Annotated in this window: 21 protein-coding genes and 1 pseudogene; 18 read left to right on the forward strand and 4 right to left on the reverse strand. The window is 34.8% G+C overall.

What is annotated here, in order from left to right; translation table 11 throughout:
• Window positions 1-334 precede the first annotated feature (334 nt).
• The 5 genes from O1A01_RS13305 to O1A01_RS13325 all read left to right on the forward strand — a co-directional run bounded on the left by O1A01_RS13305 (window position 335) and on the right by O1A01_RS13325 (window position 6334).
• Window positions 335-769: a CBS domain-containing protein gene (locus O1A01_RS13305; RefSeq protein ID WP_066418380.1), complete on the forward strand. Its 435-nt coding sequence runs from the start codon at window positions 335-337 to the stop codon at window positions 767-769.
• A gap of 284 nt (window positions 770-1053) precedes the next feature.
• Window positions 1054-1260 carry a DUF1657 domain-containing protein gene (locus O1A01_RS13310; protein ID WP_066418448.1) on the forward strand — a complete coding sequence of 69 codons (207 nt, stop codon included), beginning with the start codon at window positions 1054-1056 and terminating at the stop codon, window positions 1258-1260.
• Between the two features lie 1231 nt (window positions 1261-2491).
• Complete coding sequence (locus tag O1A01_RS13315) at window positions 2492-4057, forward strand: spore germination protein (protein ID WP_066418375.1); 1566 nt, start codon at window positions 2492-2494, stop codon at window positions 4055-4057.
• The gene (locus tag O1A01_RS13320; RefSeq protein ID WP_066418372.1) at window positions 4057-5235 is read left to right on the forward strand and encodes a Ger(x)C family spore germination protein; all 1179 of its coding nucleotides are present in this window, start codon (window positions 4057-4059) and stop codon (window positions 5233-5235) included. Before O1A01_RS13315 ends, O1A01_RS13320 begins: the two co-directional genes overlap by 1 nt.
• A 28-nt stretch (window positions 5236-5263) precedes the next feature.
• Complete coding sequence (locus O1A01_RS13325) at window positions 5264-6334, forward strand: GerAB/ArcD/ProY family transporter (RefSeq protein ID WP_121446060.1); 1071 nt, start codon at window positions 5264-5266, stop codon at window positions 6332-6334.
• A gap of 313 nt (window positions 6335-6647) precedes the next feature.
• On the opposite strand, the gene O1A01_RS13330 is transcribed toward O1A01_RS13325, so the two are convergent.
• The 3 genes from O1A01_RS13330 to O1A01_RS13340 all read right to left on the reverse strand — a co-directional run bounded on the left by O1A01_RS13330 (window position 6648) and on the right by O1A01_RS13340 (window position 8562).
• Entirely contained in the window at window positions 6648-6833 is a 186-nt protein-coding gene (locus O1A01_RS13330; protein WP_333482940.1) for an SDR family NAD(P)-dependent oxidoreductase, read from the reverse strand.
• 406 nt (window positions 6834-7239) lie between these two features.
• Window positions 7240-7674: a CBS domain-containing protein gene (locus tag O1A01_RS13335; RefSeq protein ID WP_066417336.1), complete on the reverse strand. Its 435-nt coding sequence runs from the start codon at window positions 7672-7674 to the stop codon at window positions 7240-7242.
• A 309-nt stretch (window positions 7675-7983) separates the two neighbouring features.
• Entirely contained in the window at window positions 7984-8562 is a 579-nt protein-coding gene (locus O1A01_RS13340; RefSeq protein ID WP_066417339.1) for a cupin domain-containing protein, read from the reverse strand.
• A 322-nt stretch (window positions 8563-8884) separates the two neighbouring features.
• On the opposite strand from O1A01_RS13340, the gene O1A01_RS13345 reads away from it, so the two are divergent.
• Window positions 8885-9196, forward strand: a complete 312-nt coding sequence (locus O1A01_RS13345; RefSeq protein ID WP_084380491.1) for a hypothetical protein — start codon at window positions 8885-8887, stop codon at window positions 9194-9196.
• 120 nt (window positions 9197-9316) lie between these two features.
• Here O1A01_RS13345 and O1A01_RS13350 read toward each other — a convergent pair whose 3' ends face one another.
• Entirely contained in the window at window positions 9317-10270 is a 954-nt protein-coding gene (locus O1A01_RS13350) for a zinc-binding dehydrogenase (RefSeq protein WP_066417341.1), read from the reverse strand.
• A 637-nt stretch (window positions 10271-10907) separates the two neighbouring features.
• On the opposite strand from O1A01_RS13350, the gene O1A01_RS13355 reads away from it, so the two are divergent.
• The 12 genes and pseudogenes from O1A01_RS13355 (at window position 10908) to O1A01_RS13410 (ending at window position 21522) form a co-directional block, all read left to right on the forward strand.
• Window positions 10908-11483, forward strand: a complete 576-nt coding sequence (locus O1A01_RS13355) for a recombinase family protein (protein ID WP_066417344.1) — start codon at window positions 10908-10910, stop codon at window positions 11481-11483.
• A gap of 81 nt (window positions 11484-11564) precedes the next feature.
• Window positions 11565-11795 (forward strand): hypothetical protein, encoded by a 231-nt coding sequence (locus tag O1A01_RS13360; RefSeq protein WP_066417346.1) that lies wholly within the window; start codon window positions 11565-11567, stop codon window positions 11793-11795.
• Between the two features lie 20 nt (window positions 11796-11815).
• Window positions 11816-11953 carry a hypothetical protein gene (locus O1A01_RS13365; protein ID WP_157076667.1) on the forward strand — a complete coding sequence of 46 codons (138 nt, stop codon included), beginning with the start codon at window positions 11816-11818 and terminating at the stop codon, window positions 11951-11953.
• Between the two features lie 45 nt (window positions 11954-11998).
• On the forward strand, window positions 11999-13102 hold the full coding sequence (locus tag O1A01_RS13370; RefSeq protein ID WP_066417348.1) for a YncE family protein: 1104 nt from the start codon (window positions 11999-12001) through the stop codon (window positions 13100-13102).
• A gap of 150 nt (window positions 13103-13252) precedes the next feature.
• On the forward strand, window positions 13253-13636 hold the full coding sequence (locus tag O1A01_RS13375; RefSeq protein WP_066417351.1) for a DUF302 domain-containing protein: 384 nt from the start codon (window positions 13253-13255) through the stop codon (window positions 13634-13636).
• A 411-nt stretch (window positions 13637-14047) separates the two neighbouring features.
• Window positions 14048-15535 (forward strand): multicopper oxidase family protein, encoded by a 1488-nt coding sequence (locus O1A01_RS13380; RefSeq protein WP_066417352.1) that lies wholly within the window; start codon window positions 14048-14050, stop codon window positions 15533-15535.
• Window positions 15536-15637: 102 nt separating this feature from the next.
• Window positions 15638-16204, forward strand: a complete 567-nt coding sequence (locus tag O1A01_RS13385) for a class I SAM-dependent methyltransferase (RefSeq protein WP_333482911.1) — start codon at window positions 15638-15640, stop codon at window positions 16202-16204.
• A gap of 151 nt (window positions 16205-16355) precedes the next feature.
• Window positions 16356-16592 carry a glutaredoxin family protein gene (locus O1A01_RS13390; RefSeq protein ID WP_066417356.1) on the forward strand — a complete coding sequence of 79 codons (237 nt, stop codon included), beginning with the start codon at window positions 16356-16358 and terminating at the stop codon, window positions 16590-16592.
• A gap of 323 nt (window positions 16593-16915) precedes the next feature.
• The gene (locus O1A01_RS13395; protein ID WP_066417362.1) at window positions 16916-17110 is read left to right on the forward strand and encodes a hypothetical protein; all 195 of its coding nucleotides are present in this window, start codon (window positions 16916-16918) and stop codon (window positions 17108-17110) included.
• 814 nt (window positions 17111-17924) lie between these two features.
• A pseudogene (locus tag O1A01_RS13400) lies at window positions 17925-19127 on the forward strand (DNA topoisomerase); the annotation flags it as partial.
• A gap of 334 nt (window positions 19128-19461) precedes the next feature.
• Entirely contained in the window at window positions 19462-20199 is a 738-nt protein-coding gene (locus O1A01_RS13405) for a glycerophosphodiester phosphodiesterase (RefSeq protein ID WP_270064328.1), read from the forward strand.
• A gap of 27 nt (window positions 20200-20226) precedes the next feature.
• On the forward strand, window positions 20227-21522 hold the full coding sequence (locus O1A01_RS13410; protein ID WP_270064329.1) for an MFS transporter: 1296 nt from the start codon (window positions 20227-20229) through the stop codon (window positions 21520-21522).
• Window positions 21523-21557 lie beyond the last annotated feature (35 nt).

Below are 21557 nucleotides of genomic sequence, written 5' to 3' on the forward strand. Positions count from 1 at the left end.
ATAATAATTTTTATTTTAATTATCTTTTTGAAGATAACCTAAATCCTATTAAAAATTTATTAAAGAAAATGCTTTCTCTATACTTTCCTCTACTTAATATAGTCAAGCACCTAAGAATGGTTTTTAGGGAAATTTTAAAAAAGAAATGTATGACCATTTGATAACCATATTCTGTCTTTATAATTATGAAATCATACAATCTTAAAAAAGTTGAGAACCTGTTGAATAGTTGGGATTATAATTAAATAGAGCTTATAATTGGGTAAAGTTACCATTAATAATATCGCCAATGTTCTCCATTCTATAAAAGAAAAACATATCTGGAGGTAATTTTATGGCACAATTAAGAGATATCATGACATCAAATGTTCTTACAGTTAACGAAACACAGACCGTACAGGAAGCTGCAGCATTAATGAGCAAATATAATATCGGGGCTATTCCAGTAATAAATAACAGCGGACAAATTGTTGGAATTGTAACGGACCGTGATATTACCCTTCGTACGACAGCACAAGGAGAAAATGCACAAACGCCAGTGTCTCAAGTCATGACTGGACAGCAAATCGTACAAGGTACACCTGATATGGATGTTCATCAAGCAGCAAACTTAATGGCACAACAGCAAATTCGCCGATTGCCAGTAACCGAAAATGGCCAATTAGTAGGAATTGTTGCTTTAGGTGATCTAGCCGTACAAAATCAATATGCAAACGAGGCAGAACTGGCATTACAAAGTATTTCCACTCCTTCCTCACCTCAACAATAGTAAGAGGTTCATTTATTGTCATAAAAATAATTATTAGCAAAGATCCAATCTTGGTCTGTAATGGGAATGGTGGGGGAAATTTGAGATAAAAAAGTTATAAAACGCTATCTTATTAGTTTACGTGAAATAGAAGAGTTAATGGGGATTTGGAAACGGAATTACTACCGAAAAAATGGTGCAATTCGCCAAAAATAATCATATATTCCCAAAAATCTCACCGCATGGGAAACAACTTTCTTTTTCAGCAATATAGAAAGGTAAAAAATTTTGGGGAGGCTTTCTTTATAACAATTATTACTAAAGTTAAACAGACATTAGCAGGATTGAAAAGTGCACAAGCAAGTTTTGAAACATTTGCTCTTGGTACCGATAATCAACAAGCGAAGCAGCTTTACCAAGATGCTGCTAAACAAACTCAATCCGTTATTGATAGTATTCAACCACGTGTTCAACAAATCGAACAAGAAGAACCTCAATACGAACAACAATAAGGAAAGATTGGTTGAGAGGCAATCTTTTTAAAGTCTTTTATTGTTTATAGCACAGCGCGAACTATCACGTACCATGAATAAGGATTAATAATCCTTGTTTGACTCGAAACTAAGATTATTAAGCATTGTTTTAATTTTAAAAATAAGGTAATAATAAAAATACACCAAGACTTACAAACAAAGGGAAGGATGCTTTCCTTCCCGATGTAGATGTAACTTTGTAATAATCACTTCTTTTTTCAACTACTCTTAATTAGGCTATAAATGTTGATGGAGTTACACTAAATCACAAATTCCAGATCCTTACTTCATCCAATTTTTTATTATATGTTTTACTCGAAATAGCTTTGTTTTAATGTTTATTGTAGAATCAATGCTGCGACCAATTTGTTTTTTCGGTCTATATTCTTGCATATGTACCTATAGAGCTGTACCACGAGTGTTACTTGCTGAATAGATTTTCGCCGATTGCCAGCAACCGAAAATGGCCAATTAGCTTGCTCATTATCAAGACGATTAAGTTGTGTATATAACTTCAATATAAAACCATTATTAAATCAAGGATTTTACTTTTTTGTACAGATAACCACTCGTTTTTCTGCCGGGACCCCATATATAAGATATTTCCAATACTATAATCAATTAATAATTAAACCTCTGCTTTTTTTCAAAGGAATACTGTAACAATCATCTTAAACTCCATTATTATTATGGTATTCGCATCCATCCATTATTTCTTTATCGCATTTAGAACATTTCAACGGCTGATTCTCGATAGATTCTTCCATGCGATTCATAGCTTCATCTCCTTTTTACCATTTATAATTGGATAAAAGGAGATTATTCCCTGCTTAAAAAGCTAGTCTGATAAAACAGCTACTCATTATTTGTATTTGGCAATTAATCAAAAATGGAAATATATAATGATTCAAAATAATTTATAAACATACTAACAAAACCAACGTCATTTAAATGCCAAAAGCACAACCCTCCGGACAGAAAAGGTTCTCTGTCTGTTTTTTATGTTTTATGTTAAGTTAACAAAACCTGATAAGTTTACAAATTTATAATTTTTAACCCAGTTTCTCAGCTATCTTTATGAAGAAAAATCCATAAAAATAAAAATGTATTGGTAACACTTAAAAAACTGTACATATTATTTGAAATAAGACTCATAATATCGGTATAAAATACCAAATTTTAAGAGAATGAATAGGGATGAATTGAAATTATGCGCTTTTTAAAAATCGAATCCATTCGGCAAAAAATAAAGCAAAACACAAAAGGAATACAAAAAAATCGATCAAATCATTCACATCCGTTCTCATCGGATATTCATAAAAATGAGGAAAGACTAAAGCAACAGTTAAACTCAAGTGAGGATATCATTTTTCATGATTTCATCATTCCGTTACATGACGGCCACTCATTGAAAGCACTGTTAGTTTTAGTTGATGGGTTAATTAATGAAGATGCCATTCGCAATAATGTATTAGAGCAACTGACCGAGGAATCACTCGAAAGTCCTCAGGGAGAAGAATTAAAAAAAGTAAAAGAGAGGATTGCTATTTTTAATATAAAAAATGAAGATAATCTAGAAAAAGCTGTATTCCAACTACTGAAGGGCAATACGTTACTATTGCTGGATGGATATAGTGAAGGATTGGTGCTAAACGCACCAGGGTACGAGGTTCGTGCAATCGCCGAACCCCAATCAGATCGGGCTGTGAGAGGGGCACATGAGGGATTTATTGAATTATCACCTACAAATATTGCATTATTACGGCGAAGAATTCCACATCCTTCTTTACAGTTTGAAACCATAAAAATTGGTGAATTTAGTCAAACAGATATAACGCTGGGATATATAAAGGGCATTGTGGATCCTAAATTGATCGAACGGCTCAAACAAAGATTAGATCAAATTAAAGTGGATGAAATCAATAATTCAGGGGAAATTGAACAATTCATTGAAGACCATCCCTTTTCAATCTTTCCTACTATTGGAAATACAGAGCGTCCTGATGTAGCCTCAGCCTTATTAATGGAAGGAAGAATTATGATCATAGTTAACGGAGATCCGGTAAGTTTGTATATTCCATCTCTATTTCTTGAAAATATGAAAAGCATAGAAGATTACAGTTCTCGTCCTTATTATAGTTCCTTCATTCGCCTGATGCGCTTTTTTTCATTTATAATCAGTATTTCTTTACCAGCCCTTTATATTGCAGCCATTAATTTTCACAAGGTAATGATTCCATCTGAAATGATTGTTCCGATCATCCAAGCAAGAGAGACAGTTCCATTTCCTCTTACAATGGAAGTTTTCATGATGATTTTAATGTTTGAAGTTGTCCGTGAGGCTGGTGTTAGACTTCCTCAACAAATTGGCATTGCTTTAAGTATTGTGGGTGCTTTAATTCTTGGACAAGTCTCTGTCTCAGCCGGACTGGTTGGTGCACCGACCATTGTTGTTGTATCTATATCGTACATTGCCGCCTTCGTCATTACTCCAATCGCAGATGTTACTGCGTTACTCAGGATAGGGTTATTTATTGCTAGCAGCTTATTTGGGGGATATGGACTAATTGTCGCCGTGCTTGGTTTATTAACACATATGATCTCTTTAACATCACTTGGGGTTCCTTATATGGCGCCATTTGCGCCTTTTTATTTTCAGGATTGGAAAGATTCACTAATTCGTTTGCCGTTAAGGTGGAAAAAACATCGACCAAAAAGCATACCGAATCAGCGTGCGACTAGAATTAAATCATTACCTAAGACAGGTGATAAATGATGGGAAGGATTCTATTTATCATCCCTTTTTTATTTTTATTAATGGGCTGTTGGAGTAGCCAAGAACTTGATAATTCCGCACTTGTACATGGAATAGGGTTGGACAAATCTGACGGTAAATTACGAATCAGCGTCGAAATCATAAAACCAACTGGATCAAGTGAACAAGGTGGTGGCGAAGGGGGTGGAGGAAATGGCCAACATATTCTATTAGATAGAGACGCGGACTCAATAATACACGGTGCACGTGGACTCATAAAAGATGCGAAGCGCCGGCTTTATTTTGATCATGCTCGTTTATGGGTGATTGGTGAGGAATTAGCAAAAGAAGATTTTATTGGCTACCTTGATGAAAGCCGGCGAGATCAAATGTTTCGTTTAAATAGTTATCTTTTCATTACAGAAGGTAATCCAATAGATATTTTGAGTACTTCTACACTTTATGAAGATCTTTCGTCAGCTGAAATCGTCTCTGCTTTAGAACAAACACAATATATTGCAGAATATACATCCGTAAAATTATATGAATTTTATAAGTTAATTGAGGGACCTATTCCTAATGCCTATCTGCCGATCATTCAAACAAAAAAAGAAAAGGATAAAACTATTACTTCATTAGACGGTACGGCCGTCATTAGAAATGATAAAATGGTCGGTAAACTAAATACACATGAAACGGTTGGGCTAAATGTCCTTTTGAACAAGGCTAAAAGTGGAGGTGAAACTGTATCTCTGAATGAGAAGGAGAAGGTCTCTGTAGAGATAAAGAAATCAGAGACAAAAATAAAGCCGACACTAGTTGGAAATCAGCTTAAAGCACATCTTAATATCGAGATAGAGGGAACGTTAGCTGATAATACGACGAAAAGCAATATAAATGAACAATGGATAAGTAAGGTTGAAAAGGAAGTATCAAACCTAGCTGAAAAATACGTACGTTTAACTTTGGATAAACTTCAAAAGGAATTAAAGACAGATATTTCAGGAATTGGGCTAGAAACCTATCGGAAATATCCAAAACAATGGCAAAATATCCAATCTGAATGGAATGAGATTTTTTCTAACGCAGATATAATAATTGATGTTCATACGAACATTACTCATCAAGGCCTTATAAATAAGAGTATAAATAGACATCACAAAAAGCCTTATAACAACCCTTATAAACTAAGGAATTAAATGATCAAAGAAGAAGGAGATTACAGTCATGTTAACAAAATGGGAGACACTTTTTTTATTAGTAATGACACTTCCAATCATGGGACATGTCGTGATTCTCCCGTTAATGCTCGATGTTGCCGGAAGAGATGCTTGGATTTCCATATTTCTATCACTCCCGGTAGCATTTATATTTGCAATCTCCATTTATCGCTTGAGGCTTAAATACCCAAAAGAAAATATCTCTGATATGCTTCACAATTTATTGGGGAAATTTTTTGGAACAATGCTTACGGTGGTTTTCATTATCTACTTTTTATTTTTAACCATTTTCTCTTTTGCTCTGTTAGTTGATTTCGTCTATATTGCTTTTTTGCCTGAGACCCCTCTGTTGGCTATACTCGTTTGGTTTTTGATCTTTTTTGTCTATGTAGCTATAAAAGGTATGAAAAGAATCGCCTTAACGGCTGGTGTATTATCCATAATTGCTATGGTGTCAGGGCATACAGTCACTCTATTGGACACGAGGATGAAAGATTGGAGTGAGCTTCAACCCATGTTTGAGTTTGGTTGGAGTCCCATATTATGGGGATCTTTGCTTCTCACTAGTATATGGATTGAATTGTTGCTACTTTTATGTGTGCCCATTCAAAACATTCGTGAAAAACGAATGTTTTTACTATGGAGTATTGGAATCTTGTTGAATGCACTAATGATGTTTTCAACAACTACCGGCAGTATAACAATTTTCGGATTAGGGCAGGCTGACAATTTCGTATATCCGGCATTAGAGCCGGTACGAATTATTAGTTTGGGATTTATTGATCGTTTTGATATTTATGGTTTACTATTAATGGCAGTAGGAACATATATACGTTGCAGCCTATACCTTCGAATCGCTTACGACATAGTTGAATCAAAGGTTTCTTCAAAGTGGATAAAGCGAGGTTGGTTTTTGGGGCTTGTTTTACTCGTATTTCTAGGTACTTACTATTTGTCAAAAGAACATTATCGGCTAGATAAAACGTTAGATATATACGCATATATGATTGTCCTGCTTCCTATTCCATTTTTGTTATTAGGTGTCTCTTATTTAAAAGGAAAAACAAAGCAGAGTTAATTTCCAAAAGGGGTATTTCATCTGAATTACTAAGAAAAACAAAACGCACGAATGCAGTTATCAACATTCGTGCGTTTTCATTTTGGAGGATTTTTACCTTGAAGGATCCTTATAGGAAAGCCCAAGCGATCGTTATTCGTTTAATTACACGTTATATAGAGCACCATCGATAGTGAATGAAGATGAGCTTACATAAGAAGCTTCGTCAGAAAGTAAAAACGCAATTACTTAGCTACTTCTTCAGGCTCCCATAGCGTTTCATTGGTACTGAATCGTTATTAGCTGCTACTGATGAAGTATTGACGATTGCACCCTATTTTTGTGCTTTCATTATCGGTAATACGTATTTAAGACCGAAAAGTATGCCTTTTACGTTATTTCCGTAAACGAAATCAAATTCTTTTTCTGTAATTTCTTCAAGTGGTTTAACTGGACCCTCAACGCCTGCGTTATTTACAAAGCAATCAATGCGACCAAATTTAGAGATTGTTTGGTCTATTTAATTTTTAACACTTTCTTCATTAGAAACATCTGCTTTTACTGCTAAGCTATTTTCTTCTGTTAAACCAAGCTAAGCTTGAACGGCTTTGATTGTGTCTTCCTTTCAACTAATACAACTTTCAACTTGTGCGTTAGCTAATTTTCGTACGACTTCTTTCCCGATACCGCTTACTGCAACTGTAACATTAACTACTTTGTCTTGAAATCTCATACAATTCCGTCTTCTTTAAAATAATATATCCAGCTATAAAACGAAATTTCCCAAAACTTAAAAAAGTGAGATGACCAACCATGACAGAACTTTTCTGGATTAACTAAAGACCTGAGATTCCCTTCTATTATAAAAAGTGTTACAGATCGAGGCCTCTACTAATAATTATTTATGCAATAAAAGTAACCCCTTATTATTGTTGAGGTGCGGAAGGAGTTGAAATGCTTTGTAGTGCCTGTTCTGCCTCGTTTGCATATTGATTTTGTACGGCTAGATCACCCAACGCAACTATTCCAACAATTTGTCCATTCTCAGTTACCGGCAACCGGCGAATTTGCTGCTGTGCCATCAAATTTGCTGCTTGATGAACATCCATATCAGGTGTACCTTGTACGATTTGCTGTGCAGTCATAACTTGAGATACTGGAGTTTGTGCATTTTCTCCTTGTGCTATCGTACGAAGGGTAATATCACGATCCGTTACAATTCCAACAATTTGCCTGCTGTTATTTATTACTGGGATAGCTCCGATATTATATTTGCTCATTAACGCTGCAGCTTCCTGTACGGTCTGTGTTTCGTTAACTGTAAGAACATTTGGTGTCATGATATCTCTTAATTGTGCCATGAAATTACCTCCAAATATATTTTTCCTTTATAGGATGAGGAACATTGGCGATATTATTAATGGTAACTTTATGCTAAATATAAGCTGCACCGTCTTTTATGAATTAAACCTAGCTATTGTGTAATGATAATAAAATTGTTTAATTTTGAAGCTGAAAAAACGCATTACACCGTTCGCAAATGTGGACGGTGTAAAAATAAAGTTGCTTAATTTCTTGTGAAGTTACTGATTATGGAAGTAACAATAAAGTCGTTTAAAAATCAAATCCTTATGCCACAATCGCGCCCGATTCCAGAAGACCATAGGTCTCTAACCTTCGATAGCTTCGGCATCTGACTTTGTTCTATGCACAGTGCCAAATGGATGCTCGGGTGGTGCATAGATTGTGTAAAGTTTTAACGGGATATTTCCCGTATTTGTTAAATTATGCCACATGCCAGCAGGGACCATAATAGCAGAGTCATCATATACATGCCTTACAAAGTTTAACTGATCTCTACTCTCGCCCATTTGTACAAATCCTTGACCTTCCTCAATACGTAAAAATTGATCTACGTCAGGATGAACCTCTAGACCAATATCTTCCCCGACATTGATACTCATTAAGGTCACTTGCAGATTATCTCCAGTCCATATAGTAGTTCGGAATGTGTTGTTTTGCCTAGCAGCCTGATTAATATTCACTACAAAAGGTTCTTTTCCATAGTCATTTAATATGGTACCAGTATATCCTTGAGTGTTTGGATATGGCCAATATTGGTTTGCATAGCGCATTCCATACGACATATTTCCATAGCCAGGATCAAACATATTACCATGATTACATATTGGCCCATGACCATAATAAGCGTTCGAATAATAAGGGGATATATAAAAAGTGTTATTCATTGAAACATTCCTCCAAAGACCTTTGATTATAAATTCATCATATGTCCCGCGTACTTAGGAGGTTATTGATAATTCTTATTCCGATATCTGGCCTATTACTGAAAAAAGCACAATAGATATGCGCCCGATTGTGGAATATTGAAAAACACGAAACTAACGTTATGGGTTTATGTTGTATCGATAAAGACGAATTTATGAAAAAATGCAAAAAATATCGAATTGAATAATGCACAATAAAAGATTTTCAGCGACTAGATGTTTTGACAAACCTTTCTTGACATAATTATATTCGTCTTCTCTCATATTAAATACGAAGGAGATGATGACATTGAAAATATTTGATGATGAGAAAAATAAAAAGAGTGGTCAGACAAATAAAGGTCAATCGAAACTAGGAGCAAGTAGAATGTCAAATGCCTTTGCTTCATTGAAATCACAACCGAAGGGCCAAGAAGAGATTTCCAAAGAGTTCCTTCCTACAAACAGTCAAGCAAGTAGAATGTCTAATGCGTTTGCTTCATTGAAATCACAACCGAAAAGCCAACAAGAGATTGCGAAAGAATTTGCCCCTTCTAAAGGCCAAACATTTAAGCATGATAATGGTGCAAATTTGGGTAATCAGAAACCTAAGTAAGGATAATTTTATTTTAAAAATATGAAAGCCTGTGAAATTTTCCTTGTTGTAAAATTTCACAGGCTATTTCATTTCAGAGGAGAGTTTTGTCCCAACCTTTGTTACAAAGAAAACTTATATTTATTCAAATACGGCTACTAAACGGCCTTTTACTTCATGATTTTTGAGTTTTTCTAAGCCTTTGTCGATCTCTTCAAATGGGATTGTGATAAGAGTTGGACTCATTTTTCCAGTAGAGAAGCAATCATATACACCCTTTAAGTCTTCTACTGACCCACCATTACTTCCTAGAAGCTTAATTTCTTTTGTAATCATTAAATAAGTATTGATATTGGATTCTAATTTACCCATACCAACAATTACAACAGTTCCTTGTGCTCTTACAGCTTCCAGTGCATCTGCAGTTGTTTGTCCAAAACCAGCAAAGTCAACAATAACGTCACATTCCGCTTCTTTCATATCTAGAATAGTATCGAAAACTTTATTAGCCCCTAGTTCTTCAGCAAGTTTTCGAGCTTCTGGAGAAACATCAGTAGCGTACACTTCGCAACCTTTAATCAACGCCATTTGCAATGCAAACTGACCAAGTCCACCGATACCGATAATTCCTAATTTTGTACCTTCTTTTGCTTGTCCAATACTGAAGAGAGCTCGATAAGCTGTGATACCTGCATCTGTTGAAGCAGCTCCTTCTACAAAGGAAACGCCTTCAGGAATGATTACGCATTGAGCTGCAGGTACACGTACTTTTTCTGCATACCCGCCGTCATAGGTATACCCAGCAGTTACTTTTGTTTCTCTATTCATTGGGTTAGCCCCGACGCGGTCTCCAACTTTAATATCTTCTACACCTTCACCCACTTCAATAACTACCCCGGCAAACTCATGCCCCATAATAACAGGACCATTTGGGAAAAGTGGCATCCAACCCGGATCTTGTAATGCTGCAACGTCCGAATGGCATAAACCAGCAGCTTTCACATCTATCACAACGTGACCTGGAATCGCTTGTGGATCTTCTTTTTCAATTAATTCTAGTGGTTTATTTGTACCTGAAAATAGCCAGCCTTTCATACAATCGCCTCCAATTGTTTTACTTATATAATACCGTATATTAACGCATAAGATGCATAAGGAGGTTCTGCCAAAAGTTGAGTATTCTTTAACAGAACTTGGCCCCCTATATATTTTGGAACATTCTTGTTCCATTAACCTCTTTTAATTAGATTATTTCATAACCCTCTTTATATTTTGTCATAAATTCCCAATTATCTTCAGTGGATCTCCTCCACAATCCGTAATTAATGGAATAACAGGATTTGCAGTTTTAAATAACTTTATTGTCAATCAACAGCTATTCAACAGGTTATCAATTTCTTGTTGATTATTGTATGGTTTTGATAATTATGAAGACCCGATTACGGTTATAAAATTGTCATACATATCCTTTCTTAATTTGTAAAGGAAAACCTTTTAAAATTAATTTCTTTCATGATCGGGCACATCTCAATAAGAATTCCACTCTTTCTTTATGCATAGGGTGTTTTTTCTGGAGTAAAGTAATAATTTATGGACTGAACGGTAAAAACCAATCATCCATTTCTTATCAATAAGGTACACCCTATTGATATAATTTTGGTTCCTTGATATCATTAGCTTGATAGACTCTCAATAACACCTATCAAAAATACATATTAAAAGAGGACGAAATATGATCTATGGATACGCACGGGTAAGTGCACAAGACCAAAACCTTGATACCCAAGTTGAAAAACTCACAAAATTTGGAGTAGATGAAATTGTAAAGGAAAAAATTAGTGGTGTTTCTAAACAGAAGCAACAATTGGACGAACTTCTTTCCAAAATTGCTACTGGTGATACTTTAGTTGTGACTCGAATGGATCGTCTTGGTCGAAACACTGTTCAGTTGCTGCAACTGGTTGAACAGCTTCGTGAAAGGAACATCCACTTTGTTATCCTTAATTTAGGAATTGATACAAGGACACCTACTGGTAAATTCTTTTTAACTGTAATGGCAGCATTTAGTGAGCTAGATCGAGAAATGATTAAAGAGAAGCAACGTTCTGGGATTAAATTGGCCAAGCAAAAGGGCAAATATCGAGGAAGAGTAAAAAAATATACGGATAAACATCCAGGAATGAACCATGCCATTGAATTACGAGAGACAACAGATAAAACGGTAAAGGAGATATGTGCCATTACAAAGGTTAGTCAGGCAGCGTTTTATCGCAAGCTAAAGGAAATGGAGGAAAAAGAGGGTGAATAATAGAATGTAAATTATTCCCTGTGTGGCCCCTCAATCCTCGAATCGTTTCCGTACCCCTAGTTAAGAAAGGAGAGATTAAATATGAAAAAACTAGTTGTTGGGATATTAACTGGAGCTGTTGTATTAGGAGGCGCAACTTTTGCTGCAGCTGATTCAAATGTCTTTAATTTTAAGGATATGAAACCGTTCATTGAACAGATGCACCCAAACCTTTCATTGGAACAGCAGGAACAAATGTTTAATGCTTGCCATGGTGAAAATGGCTTTATGCAAAACGGCACAAATTCCCGTAATATGATGAATAATTTCTAGTCAGAGGATGGTGATTTCAAATGATGATGGGTGGCTATGGATTTGGCATGATGGGCTATGGGATTTTGGGGTGGATTCTCAATCTTCTAGTTATAGGCATTGTCGTTTATTATGCCACAAAGTTAGCTTTAAGAAATTACGATAAGGAACGAAAATAACTTCGGGAACTTTCCAAAAGTCAATTGATGGGAGATTACTCAGATATGAATAAGGTGAAAGCAAGTTTATTTATATTTCTGCTTATCATAGGATTGGTTTTGGCAGGATGTAGCAATAATAATAATCAAGACGGTGCTACAGATGAACAAACCAAAACACAAAACCAAACATCCGATTCAACTTCCGAAAAAGAAGGGATAACGGATCAGAATGTAATTAAATATTATTTTACTGCCGATGAAGGCGGAAGTATTACAAAAATAAATGCAAATACAAACCAAGTGGATTCGACTATTGAGGTCGATGGGATGGCCCATAATGTACAAGTGTCATCAGACGGGGAAATGCTAGCAGCCACAGTTGTTCCTAACATGGATCATGGGGATGATGACTCCATGAACATGGATATGCCGGGGACAGCATTATTCTTGAATACAGCAACAAATGAAGTAGTAAATACAGTTGAAGTGGGAAATCATCCCGCGCATATCGTTTTTACTGAAAACGGGAAATATGTTCTTGTAACAAATAACGAGGATGACACTGTATCTGTTATTGATACTTCAACCTTCAAAGTGGTAAATACAATATCTACTGGAAATAGACCACATGGTTTTAGAATTACCGCGGACAGTTCTACTGCTTACATTGCGAACATGGGTGAAGATACTGTAAGTGTCATTAATCTTAAAACAATGAAAGAGGATAAGAAAATAAAGGTTGGTTCAGCACCAGTTACAACGGGTATCACATCTGATGGCAAGACGCTAATTGCTACATTAAATGCCGAAAATGCATTAGCCATTGTTAATCTAGAAAATGAACAGGTTGATAAGATTCCAGTTGGAAATGGGCCTGCGCAGGTCTATTTGGATAGCAATAATGAATTTGCCTATGTAGCAAATCAGGGGACGGAAAAGAACCCTTCTAATTCTATTACAGTTGTTGACATTATTGCCAAAAAGGAAACAGCAACAATCGAAACAGGAAAAGGTTCGCACGGAGTAGTTACAAGCCCGGACAATAAGCGTGTTTATGTGACAAATATGTTTGATCATACCGTCAGTGTGGTTGATACGGAACAAAATAAAGTGATTGAAACCATTGAAGTTGGTGAAACTCCAAATGGCATTAGTGTTATGGAATAAAATGCTTGGTTGATATCATAAAAGATAAAAGTGAGAAGTACCTTTAAATGCCATGGTAACATTGGTTTTGTGGCCTACCATGGCATTCTTGTCGACAGTCTATTGTTGTTTCATTTTAAAGTAGAAATATGAGAAGGAAGGTAATTTAATATGTTTGATTATACGGTTGCAACAGACAAAAGTATGAACGATGCTATCGAAAGTATAAAGGAAAGCTTAGAAGATGAAGGATTCGGTATTTTATGGATGTTCGATATGAAAGAAAAACTTCAAGAAAAGGAATTGGAATTTCAAAAAGAGCTACGGGTTTTGGAAGTATGTAATCCGCAAGAAGCACAAAGGGTGTTAAACGAAAACCAAATGGCTGGATATTTTTTACCTTGTAAAATTGTTGTTTATGAAGATAATGGACAAACAAAGATTGGTATGCCAAAGCCTACTGCTCTAATTAGTTTGCTTAATGACGATAATATGAAGTTATTTGCAAAGGATATCGAGGATCGGTTAATTAGTTGTATTGATAAAAGTAAATAATTTAATTTAACTGGCTTTGAATGCAATTTATTAGTCCCCAATATGTTTTTTCTAAAGCGCTGTCCAATGCTTAGTATCTTTGGACAGCCTTTATAGTTAGACTGTAATATTGATGATGACCAACCGGAAAGTTCGGTTTATTACTTTGTATATGTTGATATGGAATCACTTCCCATCATACCAGTATGAAACCCGTTGTACCCTTTTATTGACTTATAAAGAAGTACACATATCAGGTTTTTTATATAAAAACAAATAGCGAGGCATTGAGGTTATTTAAGGGAGTAAAATAAAAATACCAAACAACTAACATATAGATAGACGATTAATCTTCTACATAAATACAAATCCTCGAATCCCATCATATATAAACTACTTATCGTAAAATGAAATATACAGGAGGAAAAATAGATGAAAAGAAATGTTGGTATTATTGTGGCGGGGTTGGTGGTTGTTCTAACAGGTTATTTTCTTTTTTTTGTTCAGGGGCTAGGCACATCCAAAATGTTCCCTAATTTGCCTATGAATCCCATGATGGGTACAGACAATCCCTCTTATAATCAATCTAATACTGTTAATGAGTCAGCTTTACCAATTCCACCAATGTTAAAAGATACAAATCCAAATCCAAATAAGGCTGAATTTCATATAACAGCCCAAAATGCAACAAAGGAATTTATATCAGGAACAAAAACTGAAACAATGGGGTATAACGGAGATTACTTAGGTCCGGTTATACGGGTTCGCAGAGGTGAGGAAGTGTCCGTACAGGTGGAAAATAAACTCAAAGATGAAATGACGACAATCCATTGGCATGGACTAGAGGTTGATGGAGACGCTGATGGCGGTCCACACTCAGGAATACAACCGGGTGAGTCATGGACACCTGAGTTTACGATAGAGCAGCCCGCAGCTACGCTATGGTATCATCCCCATCCTGAACGAAAAACGGGTAAACAAGTATATAAAGGATTAGCTGGGCTACTTTTTATTGAGGATGAGGTATCTGATCAATTGGAAATTCCAAGAGACTATGGAGTGAATGATGTTCCACTTATCATTCAAGATAAGCGCTTTAACAAGGATGGAAGCTTTGAATATGATTTGGGTATGCATGATATAATGAACGGTCTGCAGGGGAATACATTACTTGTAAACGGGGCGATTGCTCCATATTTGGAAGTACCTAAAGGTATGATGAGACTCCGTATATTGAATGGCTCTAATGCTAGTGTTTATGAATTAGGTTTTGATAATAATCAAACATTTTATCAAATTGCTAGTGATGGAGGTTTTTTTGAAAAACCAATAAAAATGAATGAACTTAAACTAGGACCCTCAGAAAGAGCAGAAATCCTAGTTGACTTTTCAGAATATAATAATGGCGATGTTATCCAGATGTCAAATCAAGGGGTAAAGTTTCTGAAGTTCAGTGTTAGTGTTAATGGTGCAAGTGTAAAACAATTTACAATACCAGAAAAATTGAATCCAATTGAAAAGATTAATCCCGAAGATGCTGTAAGAACAAGAAAATTTGTATTTCAGGGTATGGGGCCAAGGGTAAATATCAATGGTAAACAAATGGATATAAATCGAATAGATGAACAGGTGAACCTGAATACAACAGAAATATGGGAAGTTTCCAATGAAAGCGGAATGGGGATGATGGGAGGTACTGTACATCCATTCCATGCACATGGTGTGCAATTTCAGATTATTGACCGTGACGGAAATCCACCCCCATTAAATGAGACTGGCTGGAAAGATACTTTTCTTGTGTCTCCGGGGGAAAAAGTTCGAGCAATTGCAACGTTTAATCATTCCGGTGTGTTTATGTATCACTGTCATATCCTTGAGCATGAAGATGCAGGAATGATGGGTCAATTTCAGGTAGAATAGGAATTTAATCCCGAAGGTGAGATGATTTTAAAATTGGACATAAATGATAAAATTAAAAAACGATATAACCGAATCTCTAGAATATATGAAGGAATGGACCGAATGATAAAGAGGGATTGGCGGGCAGAATTACTTTCAAATGCTACTGGTAGAGTTTTGGAAGTAGGGATTGGCACAGGGGGTAATTTGACGTTTTATCCCGAACATATTGAATCACTGACAGGAGTTGACTTCAGTAAAGGCATGTTGAACCATGCTAGGAAAAAGGTTACACAGCTAAATAAAAAGTTTCCAATTGAATTGATGGAGGCGGATATACAAGATTTGCCGTTTGAAAATAACAGCTTTGATACTATTATTTCAACCTGTGTTTTCTGTTCTGTCCCAGATCCTATTATTGGATTAAAGGAGTTAGGAAGGGTTTGTAAACCGGATGGAACGATATTGATGCTAGAACATATGAGAAGCGAACATAGATTAATTGGGTGGGCGATGGATATAATGAATCCAATAACAGTCAACATCTGGGGAGCAAATATTAATAGGGATACAATAAAAAATATAGAATATGCAGATTTGAAAATTGAATCCGATTCACGTTTGATGGGGTCAATTTTAAAAAGACTGTCTGTTAAGCCAAATAAGGTTTTCCAAAGCCGAGCGCTTTGATTGAAATGATAGAAGATGAGGAATTGAAAAAAATTGAAACAGATATTGAAGAACGATTAATTGTATGTATTGATCAAAGCAAGTAAATAGGTGAAATTGAAAGGAATCTTTTTAACCTTATCCTTCAATTAGTAAAAGAGGTTATGTACAAATGAAACAATCCGTGACAGTATACACGTCAAGCCTATGCCCTGTATGTGGAATGCTAAAAAACTTTCTAAACTCTTTTGATATTACTTATGAAGAAGTGATTGTAGATCTGAATCCTATAGCAAGGATAAAATTGGTACAAAAGTCGAAAAGACTAACAGTTCCACAAACTAATATAAATGGAAATTGGGTTAGTGGATTTGATCCTGAGAGACTGTTAACGATATTAAATAATTGATTTGGTGTAATCACCCAAAAAACAGTAAGAACCCAAACGGTTTTTACTGTTTTTTAATTTTTATTTTGAAACGGATGTACAAGTCTCAACTAGGATTGCATATATCCGAAATGGATAATTAAGCAAGTGATATCAATTTGACAATACATAGATTTTGACCTTATTTTCTCATGTGAACAAAGCCTTATTTTAATCTAAATTATGCCCTAAATGGACTGTTTATGTCTGTCAAACGACTTGAGTATTTTTATACTGATAATTTCAAAGAAATTAGGATAGATATGATAAAATAAAGGTAATGGTACGAATAGGGAGTTACTGAGATGATGTTTAAAGTAAAACTTTTTGATGTTAAAGGAAAAGAACTTGAAATTGAAAATAAAATCATTGGTGAACTCGTGTTTGAATCTAAACAAGCATTTGACCATTTTATAAATGCAATTAGAGAATGCTTACCACCTGACTTCCAATATAAAGTAATTTCTAAAAAGGTAAATTCAAATAATGATAAGAAATAATTTTTGCTTATTAGTTCCTTTTATTCGTCAACTATAACGCTTGTATTTGTCTTTTTTGTGGTTCGGTTAATAATGTATCCAACCCAAAAGAATAAAAACGGATTATTATGCCCCAATTCAATTAAAAAATACAAATGTTAAAATGCGGGTATAATGGGTAAAATATACAATGATGCAACTAGAAAAACTACCAAGAATCAAAAAGAAGGCTGTATTTTTAGCCTTCTTTCCAAAAGATTGCTTTAGGATTTAAAGAAAAGCAACCAAATTAACGACTGCCACATTTTTGAACAGTCGTTTTTCTTCTCTCTCATTTTTTTAACTCAAAATTCTTTTGGCAATTAGAAACCCAAAAGGGTAAAGATTCTGTAATTTTTGTTTTTACGTATCTGGCTTTGTTTCAGTACGGAGTTTATGTAAAACTCTCCTTTTTGTCTAAACCCATGTAAGAAGATCACTTAAAATTAAAATAGTTATAATAACACTTCATGAGTAATTCATAAGCAAGGTCTAGGTTTTTTATGGAGTTTAGTTATGGTGTATCAGTTATTATTCAACCATCTTTATTTATTCCAATGAAACAACATCTTCTCACCCATTTTATTTTCATACTGCATCAACAAAAACATTCTTCTTTTCTGTCCCCTTAACTGCTAAATTAATCCCCCCTATTAAAACAATCTTTATAAAGAAATAAACATTTATAGAGGCTAATTTACTAAATGTAATATAATAAGTTTATTCCTATTAGTTATTAGCTTTAAAACTAACGGCGTTATGTCCACTTCCATTAAGTCCACTTTTTTGTAGATACCGAACAGCTAGTGTTGTTTTAGAACAATCGCTAGTCGGTAAAGTGGCAAACGTAGTGGAAAAATTAAAAAAAGGCCTTCCTTATGAAAACGAAATTAAATTTAAAGTGACGAAAAGAAATTTTGATAATAGTAGGGTCGAGAGTCATAGTGCCATTGTTCCTACATATGTGATTCCGAAATCATTATCAAAAGATGAGCAAATCGTTTATACAGCCATTAAAAATCGACTCCTTATGCAATTTATGCCTGTAGCAGAATATGAAGAGACAAAATTAATTACTATGGTAGAAAACGAAAATGTGCAAGGTCACTTCCTTTCGAAAGGAAAAGTTCAGCTAGTGGAAGGTTGGAAAAAAGTAGAAAAACAAGACACTAAAGATACATTTTTACCTAATGTAAATGAACAGGAAATTGTACAAGTTGTTGACCAATATGTGACTTCCCATGTTACGAAACCACCAAATCACCATACGGAAAAAACGTTATTACGTATAATGGAGACTTGTGGGAAACGGGTAAAAGAAGATGATAGTGAGGAAATGATGTCAACAATATTAAGTGGTTATAGTATCGGTACACCAGCAACGAGAGCAGAAACGATTAAGAAACTAAAAGACGCTGGTTATATTACAACCCAAAATAAGTCACTAATATGTACGGAGCTTGGAAAGAAATTAGTTGAAACATTTCCAGTCAAAGAACTATTCGATCTCCAGTTTACTGGTCGACTTGAAAAAGCACTGTTTGAAATAGAAAAAGGGAATTTCCAAAAAGAGAAATTTCTACAGTTTATCTATCAATTTACAAAAAAAGCCATTGAAAAAGTAAAATTAGACGAGGATATTATTATTCAAGAAGCAACTAGGGAAAAGAAAAGTAATGAAATACTCGGAAAATGCCCCGCTTGCGGAGGGAATGTACAAGAATCGTACAAAGGCTTTGGCTGTATGAACTGGAAAACTGGTTGTAAATTTGTCATTTGGAAAAACGATAAATTTTTAGCAACGATGAAGAAAAAGCCAACGAAAACGATGGTGAAATCTATATTAACTTCTGGGAAAGCAACTGTAAAAGGATTAACAAGTAAAAACGGAAATAAATTTGATTGTATTTTACTTTATGAAAAAAATAATGAAAACGACTATTATAGTTGGAAAATGGAATTTCCAACAAAGAAGGAAGCAACATCAACATCAAAATAAAAATAAAAGGTACTGTCCAATAAGTGTAAAAACAGCGGGAAAAACGAATCGTTTTTCCCACTGTTTTTTTCTTTCTTTCGTCCCAAATTAGTATTAATGTGTTAACTATCTTCTAACTAGACAAAAACATAAACTTTATCCTCCCGCGTAAGGTATACCTGCAGCATTAAGCCATGAAATTTTAATGATCCTTATTAAGATAACTAACGAGTAAGGTCCAAAAAGTCAGTATTTACTGACTTTTTGGACATCCCTGTTTTTTTACATTAGATTCATAAAGGTTTTACAGAAAAAGTATAGAATATAACGTAATAGAGATTAGTTAGGAGGGAGAATGATGAAAAATACAAAAGTGTTTGCTCATCGTGGTGCAGCTGGGACACATCCAGAAAATACAATGATTGCATTCCAAGAAGCATTACGAGTAGGTGCGGACGGAGTTGAACTTGATGTTCACTTAACAAAAGATAATGTACCAGTCGTCATTCACGATGAAACAGTAAATAGAACTACAAATGGAAGTGGATGGATCAAAGAATATTACTATGACGATTTAAGAAAACTTGACGCTGGTAGTTGGTTTGATGAGGAGTTTACAGGTTGCACAATACCTAGTTTAGAAGAAGTGTTACAATGGATTGCAAAAACGTCATTACAAATAAATATCGAGCTTAAAAATGGAATTGTTCGCTACGAAAATATTGAAAAGATCGTCATTGATTTAGTACATAAATATAATTTGAAAGATCGAGTTATAATTTCTTCCTTTAATCATTATAGTTTAGTAGAAGTAAACAAATGCGCTCCAGAAATAGAAACGGCTATCTTATTTATGGAAGGGTTATATAAGCCTTGGGAATACGCAAAAACAATAGGAGCAACAGGTTTACATTGTTACTTACCAGTTGCTGTACCAGAATTACTAGAAGGCGCCAATATAGAAGGGATGCCAGTGAGACCGTTCGTTGTTAATGAAGAAAAACATATAGCTGCTCTTGTACGAGGTGGCTGTTCTGCCATTATTACTGATTGGCCAAAACAAGCAATAAAGATACTGGATAATCTAAAATAATATCTTAGTAAAATGGAGCTGGTGTCATTGGTTAAAACCGATCAATTTAAATATTCTAAAATATTTGTAATTGGAAGCGGATTTTTTGCTTTAACATTAATATGGACCTTTTATAATGCGTACATGCCGTTAATATTAGGTGACTATATTGAAAGTAGAGCTATCCGTGGGGCAATAATGGGTCTTGATAATTTATTAGCTGTTCTCTTAATACCAATTATCGGTGCGTGGTCAGACAAAATTGATACAAAGTTAGGAAATCGTTTACCTTTTTTAGCTGTTGGAATGCCGATTGCTGCGATTTTCTTTATTTTAATCCCTTTCAGTGCTGATATTACGCTACTAATTTTACTTGGTGTCGATATTGTCTTTTTATTTGCGATGACGATATACCGCGCCCCAGTTATTGCTTTAATGCCAGACCATACTCCGGTAGAAAAAAGGTCCATGGCAAATGGTATTATTAATTTTATGGGTGGAATAGGAGCCATTGTTGCCCTATTTGGTTTATCAACACTTTATGGAATTGATAGGAGTTATCCATTTTTAGTTGCAGGATTGTTATTACTCCTCGCATTCTTTCTTTTATATTTTACAGTAGATAGAAAACCCGCTTATTCGGAAAAAATAGATACGGAATTAGAGGAGTCTCAAGCATACAGATCGTTTTTTACTAGTTTGAAGTTATTAAAACAAGAAAAATATCGTGGACATTTATTAATATTAATAGCTATTTTTCTATATTTTATCGGTTATACAGGAGTCGAAGCGTTATTTACTGTATATGCAGTAGAATACTTAAATATGGAAGAGAGTACTGCAGGTTTAACATTAGGTTTTTTTAGCTTGTCATTTGTATTGTTTGCTATTCCTGCTGGATTACTAGGTAGTAAATTAGGGAAAGCTCCTGTCATGTTATATGGTTTATTGTTTCTTCCCATAATATTTTTCATTATACCTTTGTTATCTTATTTTAACGGGGTATTACCGATCAGTGAAACACTATTACTACAAATTGTATTATTTATCGGTGGAATTTCTTGGGCATTAGTTAACGTACAGGCCTATCCACTAGTAGCCGACCTAGGTGGTAAAAATAGAATCGGCTTCTTTACAGGTTTATATTATTTATTTTCAATGGCATCGGCAATTGTTGCACCCGGAGTTTTAGGCTTACTAATGGATTTATTCAGTCATCCAGCGCTATTTTATGGGGCATCTATTAGTTTTATTGTCGCTTATTTTTTCTTGCGTAAAGGACATAAAATCATTACCTCCAATAAACATATTGAAATCTCGCATAATGATGTTAAGAATATATAAGGTAGAAGAAGAGGTATTTAACTTCTTCTTTTTTT

The organism is Sutcliffiella sp. NC1 (genome assembly GCF_027594365.1).
Taxonomy (GTDB): Bacteria; Bacillota; Bacilli; order Bacillales; family Bacillaceae_I; genus Sutcliffiella; species Sutcliffiella cohnii.

Excerpts from the sequence above, each read along its gene's own strand:
- O1A01_RS13305 (WP_066418380.1), top strand. The coding sequence starts at position 335 with ATGGCACAATTAAGAGATATCATGACATCAAATGTTCTTACAGTTAAC.
- O1A01_RS13315 (WP_066418375.1), top strand. The coding sequence starts at position 2,492 with ATGCGCTTTTTAAAAATCGAATCCATTCGGCAAAAAATAAAGCAAAAC.
- O1A01_RS13320 (WP_066418372.1), top strand. The coding sequence starts at position 4,057 with ATGGGAAGGATTCTATTTATCATCCCTTTTTTATTTTTATTAATGGGC.
- O1A01_RS13325 (WP_121446060.1), top strand. The coding sequence starts at position 5,264 with ATGTTAACAAAATGGGAGACACTTTTTTTATTAGTAATGACACTTCCA.
- O1A01_RS13335 (WP_066417336.1), bottom strand. The coding sequence starts at position 7,674 with ATGGCACAATTAAGAGATATCATGACACCAAATGTTCTTACAGTTAAC.
- O1A01_RS13340 (WP_066417339.1), bottom strand. The coding sequence starts at position 8,562 with ATGAATAACACTTTTTATATATCCCCTTATTATTCGAACGCTTATTAT.
- O1A01_RS13345 (WP_084380491.1), top strand. The coding sequence starts at position 8,885 with ATGACATTGAAAATATTTGATGATGAGAAAAATAAAAAGAGTGGTCAG.
- O1A01_RS13350 (WP_066417341.1), bottom strand. The coding sequence starts at position 10,270 with ATGAAAGGCTGGCTATTTTCAGGTACAAATAAACCACTAGAATTAATT.
- O1A01_RS13355 (WP_066417344.1), top strand. The coding sequence starts at position 10,908 with ATGATCTATGGATACGCACGGGTAAGTGCACAAGACCAAAACCTTGAT.
- O1A01_RS13360 (WP_066417346.1), top strand. The coding sequence starts at position 11,565 with ATGAAAAAACTAGTTGTTGGGATATTAACTGGAGCTGTTGTATTAGGA.
- O1A01_RS13365 (WP_157076667.1), top strand. The coding sequence starts at position 11,816 with ATGATGATGGGTGGCTATGGATTTGGCATGATGGGCTATGGGATTTTG.
- O1A01_RS13370 (WP_066417348.1), top strand. The coding sequence starts at position 11,999 with ATGAATAAGGTGAAAGCAAGTTTATTTATATTTCTGCTTATCATAGGA.
- O1A01_RS13375 (WP_066417351.1), top strand. The coding sequence starts at position 13,253 with ATGTTTGATTATACGGTTGCAACAGACAAAAGTATGAACGATGCTATC.
- O1A01_RS13380 (WP_066417352.1), top strand. The coding sequence starts at position 14,048 with ATGAAAAGAAATGTTGGTATTATTGTGGCGGGGTTGGTGGTTGTTCTA.
- O1A01_RS13385 (WP_333482911.1), top strand. The coding sequence starts at position 15,638 with ATGATAAAGAGGGATTGGCGGGCAGAATTACTTTCAAATGCTACTGGT.
- O1A01_RS13390 (WP_066417356.1), top strand. The coding sequence starts at position 16,356 with ATGAAACAATCCGTGACAGTATACACGTCAAGCCTATGCCCTGTATGT.
- O1A01_RS13395 (WP_066417362.1), top strand. The coding sequence starts at position 16,916 with ATGATGTTTAAAGTAAAACTTTTTGATGTTAAAGGAAAAGAACTTGAA.
- O1A01_RS13405 (WP_270064328.1), top strand. The coding sequence starts at position 19,462 with ATGATGAAAAATACAAAAGTGTTTGCTCATCGTGGTGCAGCTGGGACA.